Raw genomic sequence first — 18,224 nt, forward strand, 5'->3', positions numbered from 1 at the left:
CACAGAATCACCCTGACAAATTGCAGGATTTTTCTCGGTTACAATTTCCGGAGCAGGTATTGGATTTACAGTAACGATAATAAAAGCATGAGAACCTGAACACCCATACACATCGTATTTGCCGGAAGTTGAAACAGTGATTGATTGAGTTGTTGCACCTGTTGACCAATTATAGATGCTATTATCCGGATTTGCAGTTAAAATAACCGAATCACCGCTACAAAAAGTTGTAGCACCACTTGGTGTAATTCCTGTAATTGCTGATGATTGATTAACCATTATTGTATCAGTAAAGCTGCTTATACATCCATAAGGAGTAGTAACTTTTAAAGTTATAATTTTCTGTCCGGGAGCATTAAATTTTATACCTTGCGGATTCATTACTAAAGAAGTGGAAGGAGTGGTTTCTGCACCAAAATTCCATTCAAATGTTCCGGAAGGCAAATTACCGATATAATTAAAATCATAAACTAAGGGCTGCCCGCAAAAATCAGGTTGCTTTGCTTCAAACTTTGCAATTGCTGTTGTGTCACCGGCAATCGTGCTGGTTACATAATTTGTAAATACAGGCGGGATGCTTTCCAAATAAATAGTTGCTCTGTTTTTTATAACTTTACCTGAAATACCTGAGCGTGGTTTGATGCGGTATTTAATATATCCTATACTACCTTGTTGGTCTGTGCTGCTATCGGGCAGATGGATGTTTCTAAAAGTCCATGTAAGTATACCTGCTCCGCTGATATTAAAAGTAGCAGGATGGCTGGTAAGAAGTATTTTTAATGAAGAAACATCTAAATTAAGATAATCAAGTGTGTCAACAACCTGAATATAATTAGCAGGAGCAGTGCCCACATTTTGAAAATAAATTTCATAAGTAAGGCTGTCCGCAGCACTAATAGTTTTGCAGGGACCATTTCCTTCAGGAAACACAAGTTTTTTAACATTAGGAAAAATCGGACCCGAATAAGCCATATCATATTCGGAATGATTATTATTATTACCATCATCAGGAAGAATATCGGCATAAGAATGCAAGATGGTTCCAACAGGTGTGCAACAAGCTGTATGTGTTATTATATTTAATGATTTGGGTTGAATGGAATGCTGCTTTATTGATGGGCAGGGATTTTGTCCCGGATTATCGCATAAATGATACCATTCAAAAACAAAGCCGTCGGCAATGCTTCCTGAAATGTTATCAGGCGGACATAATATACCGCTAACCTGAGAACTATCATACATTTCGCCTGTCGGAAGATGTACTATCAGCGTACAAGGGTCACTTATCATCGACCCGTTATTAAAGTAATTTACAGTATAATTATTTTGAACACATTTGCTGCAAACTCCATTGCAATAATCTGTAAGTCCGGAAAAACAATTTGAACTATCAGGTAATTGTATTCCCTGAATGCTAACACCTAAATCGGTACCATTTGTTAAAATAAATTTACTTCCAAAGTTAATATTTTTCACTTCTTTATTATTTTCCGGAACATCAATAGTATAGTCGTTTATAGGGTATGTCTTTATCCATCCTTCCTCGGGTTTTAGTTTTAAAGTATATGTTCCAGGTGCAACTACAAAATAATAATCCCCATCACTGTTAGTTGTTGCATATTGTGTTTGTATGCCATTACCATCTAACAGAATCACTCTGTCAGCCAATCCATATTCTGAACTATCACGTATTCCGTTACCGTTAGTATCTTCAAACACATTCCCATTTATACCGGGTATTGCGTTTTTCATTACTGTAACAGAATTTCCCATCCAGTTTGCCACTATAATATCAACATCTCCGTCATTATCAATATCAGCAACATAAATGTCTATAGGTTGTTTTCCGGGAGGAACATAAAAATCTTCTCTTTGATTAAATACGCCATCAGCTCTGTTTTTCCAAATAGTAAAAGTATTACATCCAACATTATTGTTAGCAGCAATAATATCCTGGTCGCCATCTCCATCAATATCGCTAATAAATAAACCAACAGGTTGCCCTTGTGTTGAGTAATTTTTTCCTGAAAAAACACCATGTCCATTATTTTTAAACACCATTACACTATATGAAGATTGATTTGTAATCACAATGTCGCCATCACCATCACCATCAATATCTGCAATAAATACTCGTTGTGGATTAGAAACACCGCTTGCATAATTAGTAAGAGTTCCGAATGTTCCATCTCCATTATTAAAAAGTACACATATTTTATTTTGTTTAGGAATTGCTACAACAATGTCTCCGAATCCATCACCATTCAAATCAAAAATATCTAATCCATATTGTCCGTATCCGACATTATAAGTTATTGGTGAAGCAAATGTTCCATCTCCGTTATTTTTTAATACATACACATATTTACTTGTTGCATCTGAATACCAATTAATTCCGCCGCATGTTACAACAATGTCAAGGTCGCCATCTCCGTCTATGTCATAAAGTTTCGATTTCATAGGATGTCCGGCTATTCTGTAAATTTTCGGAAAACTAAAATTTCCATTACCATCATTTTTTAAAACAGATATGCTTTTGGCATAAAAATTAGCTGCGGCAATATCGCCAAAACCATCGCCGTCAACATCGCCGACACTAATATCAAAAGGCTCGACTTGAGATAAGGTATCAGTAACATAATCGGTTTTTAAGGGAAAATTTCCATTACCATCATTTGTTAAAATAGAAATGGTTTTTGATGTACCGGTTCCTTGGTATGAAGAGTTTGCAGTTATAATATCCCCAAATCCGTCTCTATTCACATCATTTACAACTACGCAAACTGGTCTTTCTCCAACATTATATGCTTTCACAGACGTGAATTTGTCGGGCATCTGATTAGTTATAATTGTAAATTGCGAGGTAAAAGCTGCAATATTGGCATTGTTAATGTCTTTTATTTTACTTGATATGTTTACTTGCACCTTTTCTCCTTTCTTAAATGGAGAATCAGGCAAATATTTTATTACGGTGTTATTTTCTGAAAACAAAAAAGTTCCCGTATGTACTCCGGAAACTTCTCCAGCTATAATTAAACTGGAATTATTAATGGTATTTGTAATAACCGGATTATTAAATGTTACCTTCACTATTACAGAAGAGTCAACATTAAATGCTCCTAATTGTGGATAAATACTTGATACGGAAGTGGTCGGATTACTTGGTGGAGCTATCTGCTGAGAAAAAGTATTTACTGCGATTTTCTCACGAAAATAAATATTTTTATTAAAATTATTTAAAAAAACACCACTATTTGAAATTTTAAATAATGATGCCGATTCAGCTCCATTTGAATTATCAACAAGAGCTAAAGTGCTATTACAAATTCCTTGAAATATAATAGCAAGTAACGCGATTATTATTTTTTTAGTTTTCATAGTTATGTTTTTTAAAAATTACAAATTTAACATTTAATTTTTTAAAATAATATCAGCGATTTAATTTTTATTATTGTCGTTGTTTTTTTTATTCCAATCGATTCGTTTATGTTTGCAATTTCCGCTTGGTTTTTTCGTAACCCATCAAACTTTTAAATAAATATTTGAAATGCAATTTTATTTATTTATTGGTTAAGGAATTTATAAAAATAGTATGCATTGATTTTTCAACAGTTTATCATCTCAGCTTAAACATTAAAATTTTATTAATTTTTTAAAAAGCTTTTTATTGATATTCTTAATTTTTATTCAAAATATTAATTTAATAGCTATTTTAATTAATATTTTTTTCAACTAATAAATTCATTAAAAAACCTTTTATCATTTTGAAATTGCTTCTATACCTGTAATTATTTCAAGTAAAACTATCAATTAATAATGATTTTTTGAGAAGTATTATATTTGTCATTACGCAGAGTTAAAATATAAATCCCATGATTTAAATTATTTATTTCCGTAAAACCATTTTCAACATTTGAATGTTTATATAGTTTTCCTTGCATATCATATAGAAATAAATTTAAATTATTACCGGATTCATTTTGAATAATTACTGAATTTGTATTATGACTTGAAATTATTTTGATACTTGGATTATCATAATTGCTAACGCTAATAATTTTACTATAAGAAGATTTTCCATCATAATCATTCTGTTGTAACCTATAATAAGATACTCCTTTGTAAGGATTGTCGTCGGTGCAACTATATTGTTTTGTTTGAATACTGTTGCCTGCTCCTTTTATTTTCATTATATTTTCAAAGTCAACACCATTCGTACTTTTTTGAACAATAAAATTATCGTTATTTATTTCCGAGGCAGTAGTCCAAGTTAAAAATGTTTTATTGGTTATATATTTTCCATTAAAATTCAATAAAGTTATAGGTAAAATGGTTTCATCTGTCCATCCAAATAAAACACCCTGGTCATAAACTCCACCAAAAAGAGTTGTCCCATATAATGTAGAACCAATTAAAAGAAGAGAATTTTCAGGATTCGCACCATATTGAAGAGGATTATAATCACCATCAAATCTAACAAAATCGTATATTTTTGTGAAAGTGCCATCAGTTTTTGTTTTAAAAAGTTCTCCGTCATTGGTTGTCCCTCCATTACGAGTCATACCCCATAAATAACCATTTATTAAAAGTAATGAACCAAACCCTGGATTTTGACCGCTATTATCATTAAAATCAAATATTTTATTATATCCTGTACCATCAATATTTATTTTATAAATAACTCCAAAATCAGATGTTCCTCCAAAATAGGTTGTGCCATATAAAATAGAACCTGATAAAGTTAACTCTCCTTCCGGTGCTGAGCCATCATCTGATACTACATCTCCAAAATTATGGAGAATACCAAATCCGGAACCATCTGTGTTAATTGTAAAAACGACTCCCATATTATTAGTCCCTCCGGCAGAAGTTGTTCCATATAATGCCGTTCCCGATAAAGCTAAAGTGGCAACCGGATAACCCCCATCTGTTCCTGCAAATGTATGGAGAACAGTATATACTGAACCAACTGTATTAAATTTAAAAATAACACCTTCGCCGCTTGAAACTCCACCGTCATAGGTTGTACCATATAAAACAGAGCCGGACATCACCAATCCGCCCCAAGGATTTAGTCCGTTATTACCGGTATTAAAACTATACAGTACTGCAAAACCGGTACCATCAGTACTTATTTTATATATTGTTCCATCGTCATAAGCCCCTCCAATCTGGGTTATTCCATATAAATTTGAACCCGATAAAACTATTGTATTTTGGGGATTTGCTCCATTAGCAACATCTGATTCATCAAAATCATGTAACTTAGAAAAACCAGTGCCATCAGGTTTAACTTTAAAAATAGTTCCGTTTCCATGCGAGCCACCCAAATATGTGGTTCCATAAAGATAAGTACCGTCATAAACCAAATTACTAAAAGATTCATAACAGTCATTGCCATTAACACCATCACCAAAAGTAGTAACTACGCTAATTTGTGCTTCCAATTGTAATGCAATAATAAATACTAAAACAACAAGAGCTAAAAGTTTTTGGGTATATTTTAGTGTTCTCATAGTTTTAGGTTTTTAAAAGTTGTTTTATGCTATCTCTGATTTGGTCGATAATTTTAATTCAAATATAACAAATTTTAACTTATTTGTCAAGATAAATTTCATATTTTTATAAAAAGTGATAAAAAAATAGAAAAACTAATAGTACTAATTATTATACTCAATTAGAATTTTTCGTAAAGAAATCAAAAATTTTATCTAATTTCACTAAAACCTGCTATATGAAACGATGCAAGTATGTAAAGAAAGCAAGAGAACTACTTTTTAAAATTTCATTTAAAAGAGAACTAAAAAATTAGGTGAATCAGATAAAATTTACTAAGTAACAAGTAGTTTACAAATAACTTGTATTTATATACTTTGAATGGTTTTATTCCGTTTTTGCCATTTAGTTTAAAGAAGGATGAACAGGGTAATTTACCCAGACGGCATATTCTTTTCCCATAGATTTAACAACATTGTTCCATAAATCGGAATTATCTGTTTTCATAATTTGAGTTTTATCGGAATCAGTAATTACCCACGAATTTTCTTTGAGCTCCTTTTCCAATTGTTTAGGTGTCCAGCCGGAGTAACCAATAAAGAATTTTATTTCGGTAGGTAAAATATTGTTATCTGAAATAAGTTTTTTTAAATCATCAAAATTGCCGCCCCAGTATATGCCTTCAACAATCAGCTCGCTGTTTGCAATTTGAGAACCGAGAGTATGAATGAAAAAGAGGGAATCGGTTTTAACAGGTCCGCCAATATAAACACTGGCATCAAATTCGGGAAAATCGGGCAAAATCTCTTTTATTTTAACATTTGCCGGTTTGTTTATAATCAAGCCGTAAGAGCCCTCTTCATTATGTTCGGCAAGCAATATTACAGAACGCTTGAAAAAGAAGTCATTTAAAAATGGTTCCGATAGTAATAATCGTCCTTTTACCGGTTCTGTATATGCTTTACTCATTATTGTAGTATATTTACAAATCTGATTTCAAAAATATGTATTTTTGGTGCAAATATAAATTTATTTTTAAAAATGATATATATTAATTCGTTATTATAAAAATACGGTATGACTGAAAAGAACGAATCGAAATATTTAAAACTTCGAAATGAATATCCATTTTTCATATATGAAAGTTTTGATATTTTTGAAGATAGTAATAAAATAATAATTTCATTTAATTTCAATTCAAGTAACAAACATTTCTTTAACCCCAAATTAGAAATTCCTAAAAAAAATATTAATTTCAAATTAAATATTAATGATAAAAAATTAAGGAACATAATTTTTAACATAGGCATGATTGAGTTCATAAGCTACTGGAAAGCCACCTGCTCACCCGAAATAATCATTAAGCCGTATTTTTTAAATGATGAACAGATTGGTTTCTGGAAAAAAGTTTATTTCAACGGACTCGGAGAATTTTTTTATAAGAATTCAATTAAGACGAGTGTAAAAGATTTTGTTAATATTAAATGTTTGTCGGATGAAAAATTGAAAAGTAACGATTTTAATGTTGATGATAGTTATTTTGTTCCCGTTGGAGGAGGAAAAGATTCTGCTGTTACGCTTGATATTCTTCAGAAAGCAGGGTATTCTGTTAAATGCTTTGTTGTAAATCAAAGAATGGCAACTTCTGAAACAATTAGTAAATCAGACATTCCCGAAAATAATGTTTTTGAAATAAAAAGAACAATTGATAAAAATCTTTTGAAATTAAATGAAGAAGGATATTTGAACGGACACACTCCTTTTTCGGCATTGCTTGCTTTTTTATCTTCATTTGCTGCAATAATAACAGGAACGCAAAATATTGCACTTTCAAACGAATCGAGTGCAAATGAGCCGACAATAGCCGATACTGAAATAAATCACCAATATTCAAAATCATACGAATTTGAAAAAGATTTCAGGGAATATTTTAAAAAATATATCACAGAAAGTGTTAATTATTTCAGCTTCCTGCGTCCTTTGAACGAATTGCAAATTGCAAAACTATTTTCTGCAAAAGAAAAATATTTTAAAGTATTCAAAAGTTGTAATACAGGCAGCAAAACAGATGAATGGTGTTGTAATTGCCCAAAGTGTTTATTCACTTTCATAATTTTATCACCATTTATCAGTAGCGAAAAATTGGTGAAAATATTTGGTGAAAATTTATTTGAAAAGGCAAATCTGACATTCTATTTAGAGCAATTAACAGGAATTTCGGAAGAAAAACCTTTTGAATGTATTGGAACAATTGAAGAAATTAATATTGCTCTAAATATTGTAATTAAAACTTATGGAAATGAAAAATTGCCATATTTACTGCAATATTACAGCAAAACCCAAAAAATTAATAGTTACAAAAACATAAATCCCGAAATACTATTACGGCAGTTTAACAAAATGCATTTTTTACCTGAAGAATTGGAGAAAATATTGAAAGAACAAATATCGAACATCGAACACTGAATATCGAATGTCGAAGTTTACTTCATTATTCGGTGTTCGATATTCATTATTTAGTTTTGTGTAAAAAAAGATATTAAGTTTTAAGCAAAATTCAATGAAAGATAGAATTAAGGACATAATAAAGAATAAAAAAATTCTTATTCTTGGCTTCGGAAGAGAAGGACAATCGACTTACAAGGTTATCAGAAAATATTTTCAAAATCTTTTACTCACAATTGCCGATTTGAATAAAGGCATTCAGGAAAGCTCAATCTTAAAAGGAGACAAAAATATTAATTTCAAAACAGGTGAAGAATATTTAAAAAATCTGGACGAATTCGATTTAATAATAAAGTCTCCTGGGATTTCATTAAATAAGATAAATGAGAAATTTCCTTTTGAAAAAATAACTTCGCAAACAGGCATTTTTTTTAATTTATTTTCAGAACGAATCATAGGAATAACTGGTACAAAAGGCAAAAGCACAACTTCAAGTTTGATTTATCACATTTTGAAATTACATAATGATAATGTTGTGTTTGCCGGAAATATTGGTATTCCGGTATTCGATATAATTGATGATATAAATGAAAAAACTTTAATAGTTTGCGAAATTTCATCACATCAGCTCGAGTATATTAGAAACGCACCTCATATTTCAATTTTGCTGAATTATTTTCAGGAACATCTCGATTATTACAAAACTTATGATGATTACAAACTTGCAAAATTCAATATTGTACTTCATCAAAATGAAAAGGATTATCTTATTTACAACAGCGACAACCATGAAACTGTGGAGATGATAAAAAAATATAATCTTAAAAGGAGTTATGTTCCTTTTTCAATATGTAATGCTTTAAAAGAAGGGATTTATGTTTCGTGTAATTTTGTTATATATAAAAATAATTTTACCGAAGAAAAAGTTTATGACATAACTTCTTTTAGAAATATAAAAGGAGAACATAATTTATACAATATGATATCAGCAATAGCAGTTGGCAAAATTCTGGGTTTATCAAATAAGATAATAAATGAAGGATTATCGTCATTTAAAGGATTACCACACAGGATGGAATATGTAGGAAATTATGAAGGTATTGATTTTTATAATGATTCCATTGCAACAATTCCGGAAGCTACTATTGAAGCTGTTAAAGCATTGAAAAAGGTGAATACACTTATCATTGGCGGTTTTGACAGAGGCATTGACTACAATATTCTGATTGATTTTCTTGAAAATAATTATATCGAACATATTGTTTTCATTGATGAAACCGGAAAAAGAATTATGGTCGCAATGAAAAGCAGAAATAAATGCAACTCAGAAATGTTTTTTGTAAATACAATGAAAGAAGCAGTTGAAATTTCAAAAGCAAAAACCGAAAAAAATACAATATGTCTGCTTTCGCCTGCTGCTGCGAGTTATGGAATGTTTAAAAATTTCGAAGACAGAGGAGAGCAGTTTATGAAATTAGTAAAAAATTGAACAAAAAAGAACTCAAAGAAAAAACAATAATAATTTATCTTTGAGACATTCTAATTGCTTATGTTCGCTTTATAAAATTCATGTTAAATACACGTCAATAAGTCCTTCCGGTGCATCAATTTCAATTATTTTATTTTCCTTGTCAACTTTTTTTATGAAATTTTGTTTTAAGGGAATTAAAATTTCTTTTTCACCGAATCTAATCTGAATAAGAGGATTACTTGAATTTTCAATTATACTTTCAATAGTTCCAATATTTCCTTTCAGGCAATCAATTACTGTAAATCCTGTTACTTCATGAAAATAAAAATTGTTGCCTTTGAGTTGCGGTAATAATTCAAGCGGCAGAAATATTTTTGCATTAACAAGCATGCAGGATTTTTCAGCAGAGTCAAGTCCATCAATAGTAACAATAGCTGTATTCTTATTTATTTTTATTTTTTTTATAAAAAACGGTACAAGTTGTCCGGCTATTTCAATAAAAACCGATTCAAGTGTTTTATATTTTGCTGGATTGTCGGCATCAATAAAAAATGCTACTTCTCCTTTGTATCCAATAGCTTTGGTTACATAACCAAGAAGATAGCAATCTTTTATTTGCATTTTAGATAATTATGCTTCTGCCTGAGGTGCTTCTGCGTTGGTATTAGCAGCAGTTTCAGGAGCAGGTGCCTCGGCTTTTTCTTCTGTTGCAGCAGGTTTTTCTTCCTGTACTGCAACCGCAGTTTCAACTGGATTTGCAACTGCAGCTTCGGTAGAAGCTTGAGCTGAAATTTCTGACTGTTCAAGTTCCTTTGCAAGCTTCGACCTTTTCAGTGCAACTTCATTTGCCTTTGCTTCATTTGCCTTTGCTTCGGCTTCCATACGTTTTTTTGTCTCCAAATGGATTTTGGTAATATTCTGTTTAACTACCGATTCAATTTTTACTTCTTTTTCTTTCTGCCATTGCTGAAATTTATTTTCCGCCTGCTCTTCGGTTAAAGCTCCTTTTTTTACGCCTTTAAGCAAATGTGCTTTATACATCACTCCTTTTTGTGATAAAAGTATTTTGCATGTGTCTGATGGTTGCACTCCTTTTTGAATCCAGCTTACAGCTTTTTCAAAATTAATGTCAATAGTGGCAGGTGAAGTGAGTGAATTGTAAACGCCAATTTTCTCGATACACTTCCCATCCCGTGGGCTGCGACTATCTGCAACAACAATGTGATAAAAAGGTTGTCCTTTTTTCCCTCTTCTTTGTAGTCTTATTCGTGTCGGCATAAGTTGTTAATTTTTACTTTTTAATTAATTTCTTTATTTTAAGGGGTGCAAATGTCTTAAATATTTCTGAGATATAAAAACTTTTTGAGATAATTTTTAAAATTAGAGTTTTTAAATTTGCCACAGATTGATTTATGAAGTGTAGATTTACGAAGTACGAAGTATGAATATTCAAACCACAAACATTTTTTTCTTTTTAAGATAATTTTTGTTCAAAACTTTTTTTAATTAAAACCTTTATTTAAAAGGAAATTAAATATTTTTGCTAAATATAGTTTTCGATTTTCAGTTTATAGTTCAAAGAAATTTTAATTAGCATTTGGATTTTCTCGTAGCTCGAAACTTAAATTTTTTCTGTTTTTAATTTCCAATTCCACAAATGCCTGAATTCACACATTTACACGTTCACACGCAGTTTTCAATACTCGACGGTGCAGCTGAAATAAAAAAGCTTGTAGCAAAAACCAAAGATAATGGAATGAATGCTCTTGCAATCACCGACCATGGCAATATGTACGGAGTTCTTGATTTTATTGATGCATGTAAAAATGCCAAAATAAAACCTATTATCGGTTGCGAGGTTTATGTAGCTGAAGAAAGCAGGTTTGATAAAAAAGGAAAGGAAGACAGAAGCGGATTTCATCTGATATTACTTGCAAAAAATCTCACGGGTTATAATAATCTTTCTAAGCTTTGTACGCTTTCTTTTAAGGAAGGATTTTACTACACACCGCGTGTTGACAAGGAACTTCTGAAGAAATACAATGAAGGATTAATAGCATTATCAGCATGTCTGGGTGGAGAAATTGCCGATACAATAATAACCAAAGGTGAAGAAAAAGCAGAAATTGTTGTAAAAGAATACAAGGAAATTTTCGGTGATGATTTTTATTTGGAAATTCATAATCACGGATTACCCGAACAACAGAAGGTCAGAGAAGTTTCGAAACGCATTTCAGAAAAATTGTCAATAAAACTTGTTGCAACAAATGACAGTCATTTTATAAATGCCGAAGATGCCGAAGCACATGATATTCTTATTTGTTTGAACACAAACAAAGATTATGACGACCCGAACAGAATGAAATACACGGGGCAGGAATATTTAAGGACACCCGAAGAGATGACGGAATTATTTAAGGAATACCCCGAAGCCATTGAAACTACCGTAGAAATAACAAATAAAATTGAAGATTTTAATTTATATCACGATGTAATACTTCCTGTTTTTCCTCTTCCAAAAGAGTTTTCCTCTGAAGACGATTATCTTAAACATTTATCTTACGAAGGAGCTAAAAAACGTTTTGGTGAAATTTCAGAAGTAGTAAAGCAACGTTTGGATTTTGAATTATCGGTTATTAAAAAAATGAATTTTGCGGGATATTTTCTGATAGTTCAGGATTTCATAAATGAAGCAAGAAAAATGGGAGTTTCGGTAGGTCCCGGCAGAGGTTCTGCAGCGGGTTCGGAAGTTGCTTATTGCACAGGCATTACAGATATTGACCCCATAAAATATAATCTTCTTTTTGAAAGATTTCTGAATCCTGAAAGAATATCAATGCCAGATATTGATATTGATTTCGATGATGATGGCAGAGATAAGGTTATACAATATGTTATAAATAAATATGGAGAAGAAAAAGTTGCTCAGATTGTAACATTTGGTACTATGGCTGCAAAGTCATCTATCCGTGATGTTGCACGAATTTTAAAATTACCGCTGCCCGAAGCTAATCGTCTCGCAAAGCTTGTTCCAATCGGACCAGGCGTAACTCTCAAATCGGCATTTAAGGATGTAAAAGAATTAGCAGATGAAAAAAACAGTAAAAATCCTTTAATTAAAAAAACTTTAATATTTGCCGAAGCACTTGAAGGTTCGGTTCGACAAACCGGAACTCATGCCTGTGGAATTATCATAGGACCTGATAATTTAATGGAGCATATTCCTTTGTGCAGACAGAAAGATTCGGAATTGCTCGTTACACAATATGAAGGACATCTGGTCGAACTCGTGGGTATGTTAAAAATGGATTTTTTGGGTTTGAAAACACTTTCGATAATAAAAGATGCCATTGACAACATATACGAAAGACATAAAACAAGAATTGATTTGGAAGGAATTGACTTTAACGATGTAAAAACTTACGAATTATTTCAAAAAGGCGATACAATCGGAATATTTCAATTTGAATCGGACGGAATGAGAGAGCATTTGAAAAACCTCAAACCTACAAACATCGAAGACCTTATTGCAATGAACGCTTTGTACCGCCCAGGTCCTATGCAGTTTATTCCATTATATATAAACCGAAAAAATGGAAAAGAAAAAATTGAATATCCTCATCCGTGGCTCGAAGACATTCTTAAGCCGACTTACGGAATAATGGTTTATCAGGAGCAAATAATGCAGGCAGCACAGATAATGGCGGGATTTTCACTCGCTGAAGCCGATTTGCTGCGTCGTGCCATGGGAAAAAAGAAAATGTCGATAATGGAACAGCAGAAAAAAATATTTATTGAAAGAGCTGTTGCTAAAAGTGTGGATGAAAAAAAGGCAGGAGAAGTTTTCGACATGATGCAGGAATTTGCCAATTATGGTTTCAATCGTTCTCATTCTGCGGCGTATGCAATTCTTGCATATCAAACAGCATTTCTGAAAGCAAATTATTCTGCCGAATACATGGCAGCAATACTTACCAGAAACCTGAGCAACCTTGATGAAATTACGCTATACATGGATGAATCGAAGAAAACAGGAATTCCTGTTTTAGGTCCCGATGTAAACGAAAGCTCATTCAAATTTACAGTGAATAAAAAAGGTGAAATACGTTTCGGTTTGGGAGGAATAAAAGGAATAGGCGGAAATGCAGTAGAATCAATAATTAAAGAAAGAGAAGAAAATGGCAGTTATAAAAACATTTTCGATTTTGTGGAGCGTGTTAATCTTAGAACTTGTAATAAAAAATGTATTGAAGCACTTGTGTTCTCAGGCGCATTTGACAGTTTCGGAAATATTCACCGCGCACAATATTTTCATCAGGAATCAGTGAATGATACAATTTTTATTGAAAAATTAATTTCTTTTGGCAGCGACTATCAGAATAATAAAGATTCTTCACAGCAATCACTTTTCGGAGAAACAGATGACAGCATGATTGCAGAGCCGAAAATTCCTGAATGTGAACCGTGGTCGAATATTGAGCAATTGAAAAAAGAAAAGGAAGTTATAGGAATTTACATATCAGGCCATCCGCTCGATAATTTTAAAATTGAAATAAAAAATTTCTGCACACTCACTTTAGATGAACTTGCTAACAATACCGATTTATATAGAAATAAAGAATATACTGTCGCCGGAATTGTTACTTCTGTACTTCATAAAACAGCAAAAAACGGAAATCCTTTCGGAACATTTGTTATTGAAGATTATAGCGGCTCATATCAGTTTGCATTGTTTTCAAAAGATTATGTTCAGTTTAAAAAATATCTCGAAAAAAACTGGTTTTTATTTATAAGAGGAAAAATTGAGCCGCGATACAATTCACTTGACATTTTTGAACCAAGAATATCTTCAATTGAGTTATTGTCCGAAATAAAAGATAAATATATCCGAAGCATCACACTCCAGATAGAGCTTGCAGAAATTAATGAAAAGTCAATTTTAAATATTAATACTATTGTAAAAAAATATCCCGGTAAATCAAAACTGAAATTTGCAATAATTGACAAAACCGATAAGCTGGCTGTGGAATTATTTTCTAAAAAATATTTTATAGAACCAAGCAATGATTTTTTTAATGATATTTCTTCAAATTTACCGGTTAATTGTAAATTGAATTAATGAATGTTTGTCCCCGAAGTAAAGAATTTTGGCTCAAAAGCTAATAGTACAGTTTTTAGTATTGTCTGATAAAATTAATTTGACCCAAATTATGTAATAGAAATTTCTAATGCATAGCAACAAGTTAACTATTATTGCATAATAATTTGTATTTAATAAATGCCGCAATGTACTGTTTCATTGTATTTATGTAATATTGCCATATATGGCTTTTTTATAATTGCTATAAAAATTTTGTTTATTATTTGAAATTATAACTGTTTTAGTAAAATTTCTAAATGTTTTTATTACTTTGCTTGACTTTTATGTTAAATTTTCGTATCTTTATATCAAATAATAATTCGTTGGTAGATAAAATAAAGAAAAGTTATGAATACAAATATAAAATATTGCTATTTTAAACAACTTACTTTTTTTACAGTATTTATTTTTCTTCAAAATATAAGTTTCTCACAATGCCCATCAGGATATCACTCAACAGGAATAGAACGCGTAACAAACGGAAATTTCGAATCCGGTAATTCTGGATTTACAAGTCAATATACTTGGGTTGCCAACCAAGATGGTGTTCAAAATGAATTACAACCAGAAGGATATTATTCTGTTTGGACAAATTCTAATGACTTGCATGCATCGTGGTCATCATGTAAGGGATATCCTTCAGATTCGGGAAAATACATGATTGTTAATGGTGCTACTGTTGCAGGCGTGGAAATATGGAGGCAGAGTATTCCGGTTACTCAAAATACAAAATATTATTTCACTGCTTGGATAAATTCGGTTTGCCCTACTAATCCTGCCAGACTTCAATTTTCGGCAGATAGCGTTTTACTTGGTTCTATTTTTACTGCTTCAAGCACAACTTGTGAGTGGCAGCAATTTTATGCTACATGGGATTCGGGCTCCAATACCAATGCCAATATAAGTATTGTAAACCAAAATACAATTGCAACAGGGAATGATTTTGGCTTGGATGATATTTCTTTTATTCCTTGCGAATTGGATCCTTTACCTATTCAAATTGGCTCCTTTGGCTTAGAATTATCCAAAGAGGGCTATGTAATTATTAATTGGAATACATTTACCGAATCAAACAACGACTACTTCACTGTTGAAAAAAGTAAAGATGCAATAGCTTTCGAACCGGTTGCTACTGTTGAGGGAGCCGGCAATAGTATTGAAAATATTAATTATTCCTCCATTGACCAGGAACCATATCAAGGGATTTCGTATTATCGTTTATCTCAAACCGACTATGATGGAAAAAAAACAATTGTCATTATGAAACCTGTAAAAAATGATATTAGTAATTTGAGAGTATTAACCAATGACAATACAAATTCAATAACTATTTATTCAAATTACTGCAATATTAATATTATGTTGTATGACATACAAGGCAATTTAGTGCTAAATACCAAACTCGATAGCAAAATGTTTGAAATAAGTAATCTTACTCATGGAATGTATATTTTAAAATTAAGTAATGATAAAATAAATGACACAAGAAAGATTATCATTAAATAGATTTTTATCAATTTTTACTTGACTTTCGTATTATTTTATTGTATATTTATAGAAAATGATTAATTTAGTAAGTAGAAAAAATGAAAATGAAACCCAAAAAGTATCCAAATCATGAAAACTGCAAGAAACATAGCAAGCAAAATTTTAATAACTGCAACTTTCATGCTTTTCGCACCAATACTTAAATCTCAAACTTACTCAATGGATTTTTCAAATTCTGCAACTTACATTACTAACACAGGTTGCTGTACTGTTAATAGTGACCATTGGGAAGTTAAAAATAATACTTGTTCTGTATCAACACCGGTTTTGACTGTTACGGGTACCGGCTCAAGTATCAGTGTTTCCTACTCATTAACAGTTAATGAAAGTGGTAATTTAGATACTTATGATACAGTTTATGTGACGCATCAGATTAATGGCGGAACAATTGTAACAGATACGGTTTTTCACGGCGATAACAAAAATGGTGTATTTACTGTTACTAAAAGCTATACTTTAACAAATGGAAGTACAATACAATTTGTTATTCATGCTTATAATAACAATAGTAATAATTTCTGGCAAATAAAAAAAGGTGATTTTAATATTCAAAATGTAACAATTAATCTTCCTACTCCTATTGAATTAGGCGAATTTAAAGTAAGTACAACCCTGAATTATGTTATTCTGGAATGGTCAACTTATACTGAAACAAATAATGATTATTTTACAATTGAAAGAAGCAAAGATGCAATTGCTTTCGAGCCGATTATTACTATTGATGGTGCAGGTAACAGTAATGAATTATTATATTATTCTGCAGTTGATGAAGAATCCTATCAGGGGGTATCATATTACCGTTTAAGTCAGACAGATTTTGATGGAAAGCATGTAATCGTCACTATTAAATCAATAAAAACAGATACTAAAGATATTAATATACTTACTGATGATAATTCAAATTCAATTACAGTATATTCCAATTATTGTAATTTGCATGTTAAACTATACGATGTTCAAGGTAACCTTATTGCAAATACCAAGTTCGACAGCAAAATGTTTCAGATTAGCAATTTAGTTTCCGGTATATATATTCTGACATTAAATAATGAAAAGCTAAATGAAACTAAAAAGATTATTATAAAGTAAGGATTGGTATGAAAAAAAAAATCAAAATATTTTTTTGTTTTTCAATTTTCCTCTTAAGTGGAATACTTTATAATATTGCAGAAGCTCAAACTTATTCAATGGATTTCAAAGATACTTCAACCTACAGAAAAACCTGCGGAGATATAACACCCGACCATTGGAAAGTTAAAAACGAAACCTGTACTCTTTCAACACCGATTTTGCAAGCAAATGGAGTTGACAGCATCTGGGTAAGATTTAATTTAAAAGTTAATCAGAGCGGTAACCTCACATACAGCGATACAATGCACTTCAGGCATAAAATTAATCAAAGAAGTTGGACGCATGATAGAACTTTTCACGGTGACGGAACAAATAATGTATTTGAATTTGTTGACTCTGTGAGAATGAAGAACAGAGATACTGTAAAATTTGAGATGATAGGATTTACAAGTAGTAACAGCAAATTCTGGCAAATTAAAAACGGTGAGTTCAGTGTACTTAATGTTGTTATGGTTGGTGCTACATTGCCAATTGAACTTGAAAGCTTTGACGTAAGCTCTGTTGATAATTATATTATACTTGAATGGGCTACTTATTCCGAAACTAACAACGATTATTTTACAATTGAGAGAAGTAAAGATGCAATTGCTTTCGAGCCGGTTATTACTATTGATGGAGCAGGCAACAGCATCGGACTTATAAGCTACAGTGCTGTTGATGCCACGCCTCTTCCGGGTTTGTCGTATTATCGCTTAAAACAAACCGATTACAATGGAGCTTATAAATATTTTCCAACAAAAACTGTAAGAATTGACTGCATTGAGGCATGCATAAGAATTGACCAAAATACAAGAACTCTATCTATTTTTACAAACATTTGCGGACTTACATTTTCGCTTTTTGACATGGAAGGGAATGCTATTGTTATTACAAAAATGAACGGCAATATGATTTCAATTAGTAATCTTGCTTCCGGTATTTATGTGCTTACTCTTAGAAATGATAAATTTATTCAAACCAAAAAGGTGGTGATTAACTAATAAACACTTAAAG

General features: G+C 31.5%; 11 protein-coding genes. 6 read left to right on the forward strand and 5 right to left on the reverse strand.

Annotated elements, in window-relative coordinates:
- The 3 genes from WC223_05985 to WC223_05995 form a co-directional block, all read right to left on the reverse strand.
- Positions 1 to 3,378: FG-GAP-like repeat-containing protein (locus WC223_05985; protein ID MFA6923789.1), on the reverse strand; the 3,378-nt coding region annotated here is incomplete at its 3' end.
- A gap of 428 nt (positions 3,379 to 3,806) precedes the next feature.
- Positions 3,807 to 5,516 carry a choice-of-anchor tandem repeat GloVer-containing protein gene (locus WC223_05990; protein ID MFA6923790.1) on the reverse strand — a complete coding sequence of 570 codons (1,710 nt, stop codon included), beginning with the start codon at positions 5,514 to 5,516 and terminating at the stop codon, positions 3,807 to 3,809.
- 385 nt (positions 5,517 to 5,901) lie between these two features.
- The gene (locus WC223_05995; GenBank protein MFA6923791.1) at positions 5,902 to 6,465 is read right to left on the reverse strand and encodes a YqgE/AlgH family protein; all 564 of its coding nucleotides are present in this window, start codon (positions 6,463 to 6,465) and stop codon (positions 5,902 to 5,904) included.
- Positions 6,466 to 6,573: 108 nt separating this feature from the next.
- On the opposite strand from WC223_05995, the gene WC223_06000 reads away from it, so the two are divergent.
- Both WC223_06000 and murD read left to right on the forward strand, forming a co-directional pair.
- Positions 6,574 to 7,962: a hypothetical protein gene (locus WC223_06000; GenBank protein ID MFA6923792.1), complete on the forward strand. Its 1,389-nt coding sequence runs from the start codon at positions 6,574 to 6,576 to the stop codon at positions 7,960 to 7,962.
- Positions 7,963 to 8,056: 94 nt separating this feature from the next.
- Positions 8,057 to 9,430, forward strand: coding sequence for a UDP-N-acetylmuramoyl-L-alanine--D-glutamate ligase (gene murD, locus WC223_06005; protein MFA6923793.1), 1,374 nt, complete (start codon positions 8,057 to 8,059; stop codon positions 9,428 to 9,430).
- Positions 9,431 to 9,508: 78 nt separating this feature from the next.
- Here murD and rimM read toward each other — a convergent pair whose 3' ends face one another.
- Positions 9,509 to 10,033, reverse strand: a complete 525-nt coding sequence (rimM, locus tag WC223_06010; GenBank protein MFA6923794.1) for a ribosome maturation factor RimM — start codon at positions 10,031 to 10,033, stop codon at positions 9,509 to 9,511.
- Between the two features lie 9 nt (positions 10,034 to 10,042).
- Positions 10,043 to 10,690, reverse strand: coding sequence for a 30S ribosomal protein S16 (locus WC223_06015; GenBank protein MFA6923795.1), 648 nt, complete (start codon positions 10,688 to 10,690; stop codon positions 10,043 to 10,045).
- A 379-nt stretch (positions 10,691 to 11,069) separates the two neighbouring features.
- On the opposite strand from WC223_06015, the gene dnaE reads away from it, so the two are divergent.
- The 4 genes from dnaE (at position 11,070) to WC223_06035 (ending at position 18,211) form a co-directional block, all read left to right on the forward strand.
- Positions 11,070 to 14,531, forward strand: coding sequence for a DNA polymerase III subunit alpha (gene dnaE, locus WC223_06020; GenBank protein ID MFA6923796.1), 3,462 nt, complete (start codon positions 11,070 to 11,072; stop codon positions 14,529 to 14,531).
- Positions 14,532 to 14,900: 369 nt separating this feature from the next.
- Positions 14,901 to 16,058: a T9SS type A sorting domain-containing protein gene (locus tag WC223_06025; protein MFA6923797.1), complete on the forward strand. Its 1,158-nt coding sequence runs from the start codon at positions 14,901 to 14,903 to the stop codon at positions 16,056 to 16,058.
- A gap of 111 nt (positions 16,059 to 16,169) precedes the next feature.
- The gene (locus WC223_06030; GenBank protein MFA6923798.1) at positions 16,170 to 17,189 is read left to right on the forward strand and encodes a T9SS type A sorting domain-containing protein; all 1,020 of its coding nucleotides are present in this window, start codon (positions 16,170 to 16,172) and stop codon (positions 17,187 to 17,189) included.
- An 8-nt stretch (positions 17,190 to 17,197) separates the two neighbouring features.
- Complete coding sequence (locus tag WC223_06035) at positions 17,198 to 18,211, forward strand: T9SS type A sorting domain-containing protein (protein ID MFA6923799.1); 1,014 nt, start codon at positions 17,198 to 17,200, stop codon at positions 18,209 to 18,211.
- Positions 18,212 to 18,224 lie beyond the last annotated feature (13 nt).

Source organism: Bacteroidales bacterium (genome assembly GCA_041671145.1).
Classification (GTDB): Bacteria; Bacteroidota; Bacteroidia; order Bacteroidales; family JAHJDW01; genus JAQUPB01.

Coding starts and splice junctions, on each gene's coding strand:
- WC223_05990 (MFA6923790.1), bottom strand. CDS start 5,516: ATGAGAACACTAAAATATACCCAAAAACTTTTAGCTCTTGTTGTTTTA.
- WC223_05995 (MFA6923791.1), bottom strand. CDS start 6,465: ATGAGTAAAGCATATACAGAACCGGTAAAAGGACGATTATTACTATCG.
- WC223_06000 (MFA6923792.1), top strand. CDS start 6,574: ATGACTGAAAAGAACGAATCGAAATATTTAAAACTTCGAAATGAATAT.
- murD (MFA6923793.1), top strand. CDS start 8,057: ATGAAAGATAGAATTAAGGACATAATAAAGAATAAAAAAATTCTTATT.
- rimM (MFA6923794.1), bottom strand. CDS start 10,033: ATGCAAATAAAAGATTGCTATCTTCTTGGTTATGTAACCAAAGCTATT.
- WC223_06015 (MFA6923795.1), bottom strand. CDS start 10,690: ATGCCGACACGAATAAGACTACAAAGAAGAGGGAAAAAAGGACAACCT.
- dnaE (MFA6923796.1), top strand. CDS start 11,070: ATGCCTGAATTCACACATTTACACGTTCACACGCAGTTTTCAATACTC.
- WC223_06025 (MFA6923797.1), top strand. CDS start 14,901: ATGAATACAAATATAAAATATTGCTATTTTAAACAACTTACTTTTTTT.
- WC223_06030 (MFA6923798.1), top strand. CDS start 16,170: ATGAAAACTGCAAGAAACATAGCAAGCAAAATTTTAATAACTGCAACT.
- WC223_06035 (MFA6923799.1), top strand. CDS start 17,198: ATGAAAAAAAAAATCAAAATATTTTTTTGTTTTTCAATTTTCCTCTTA.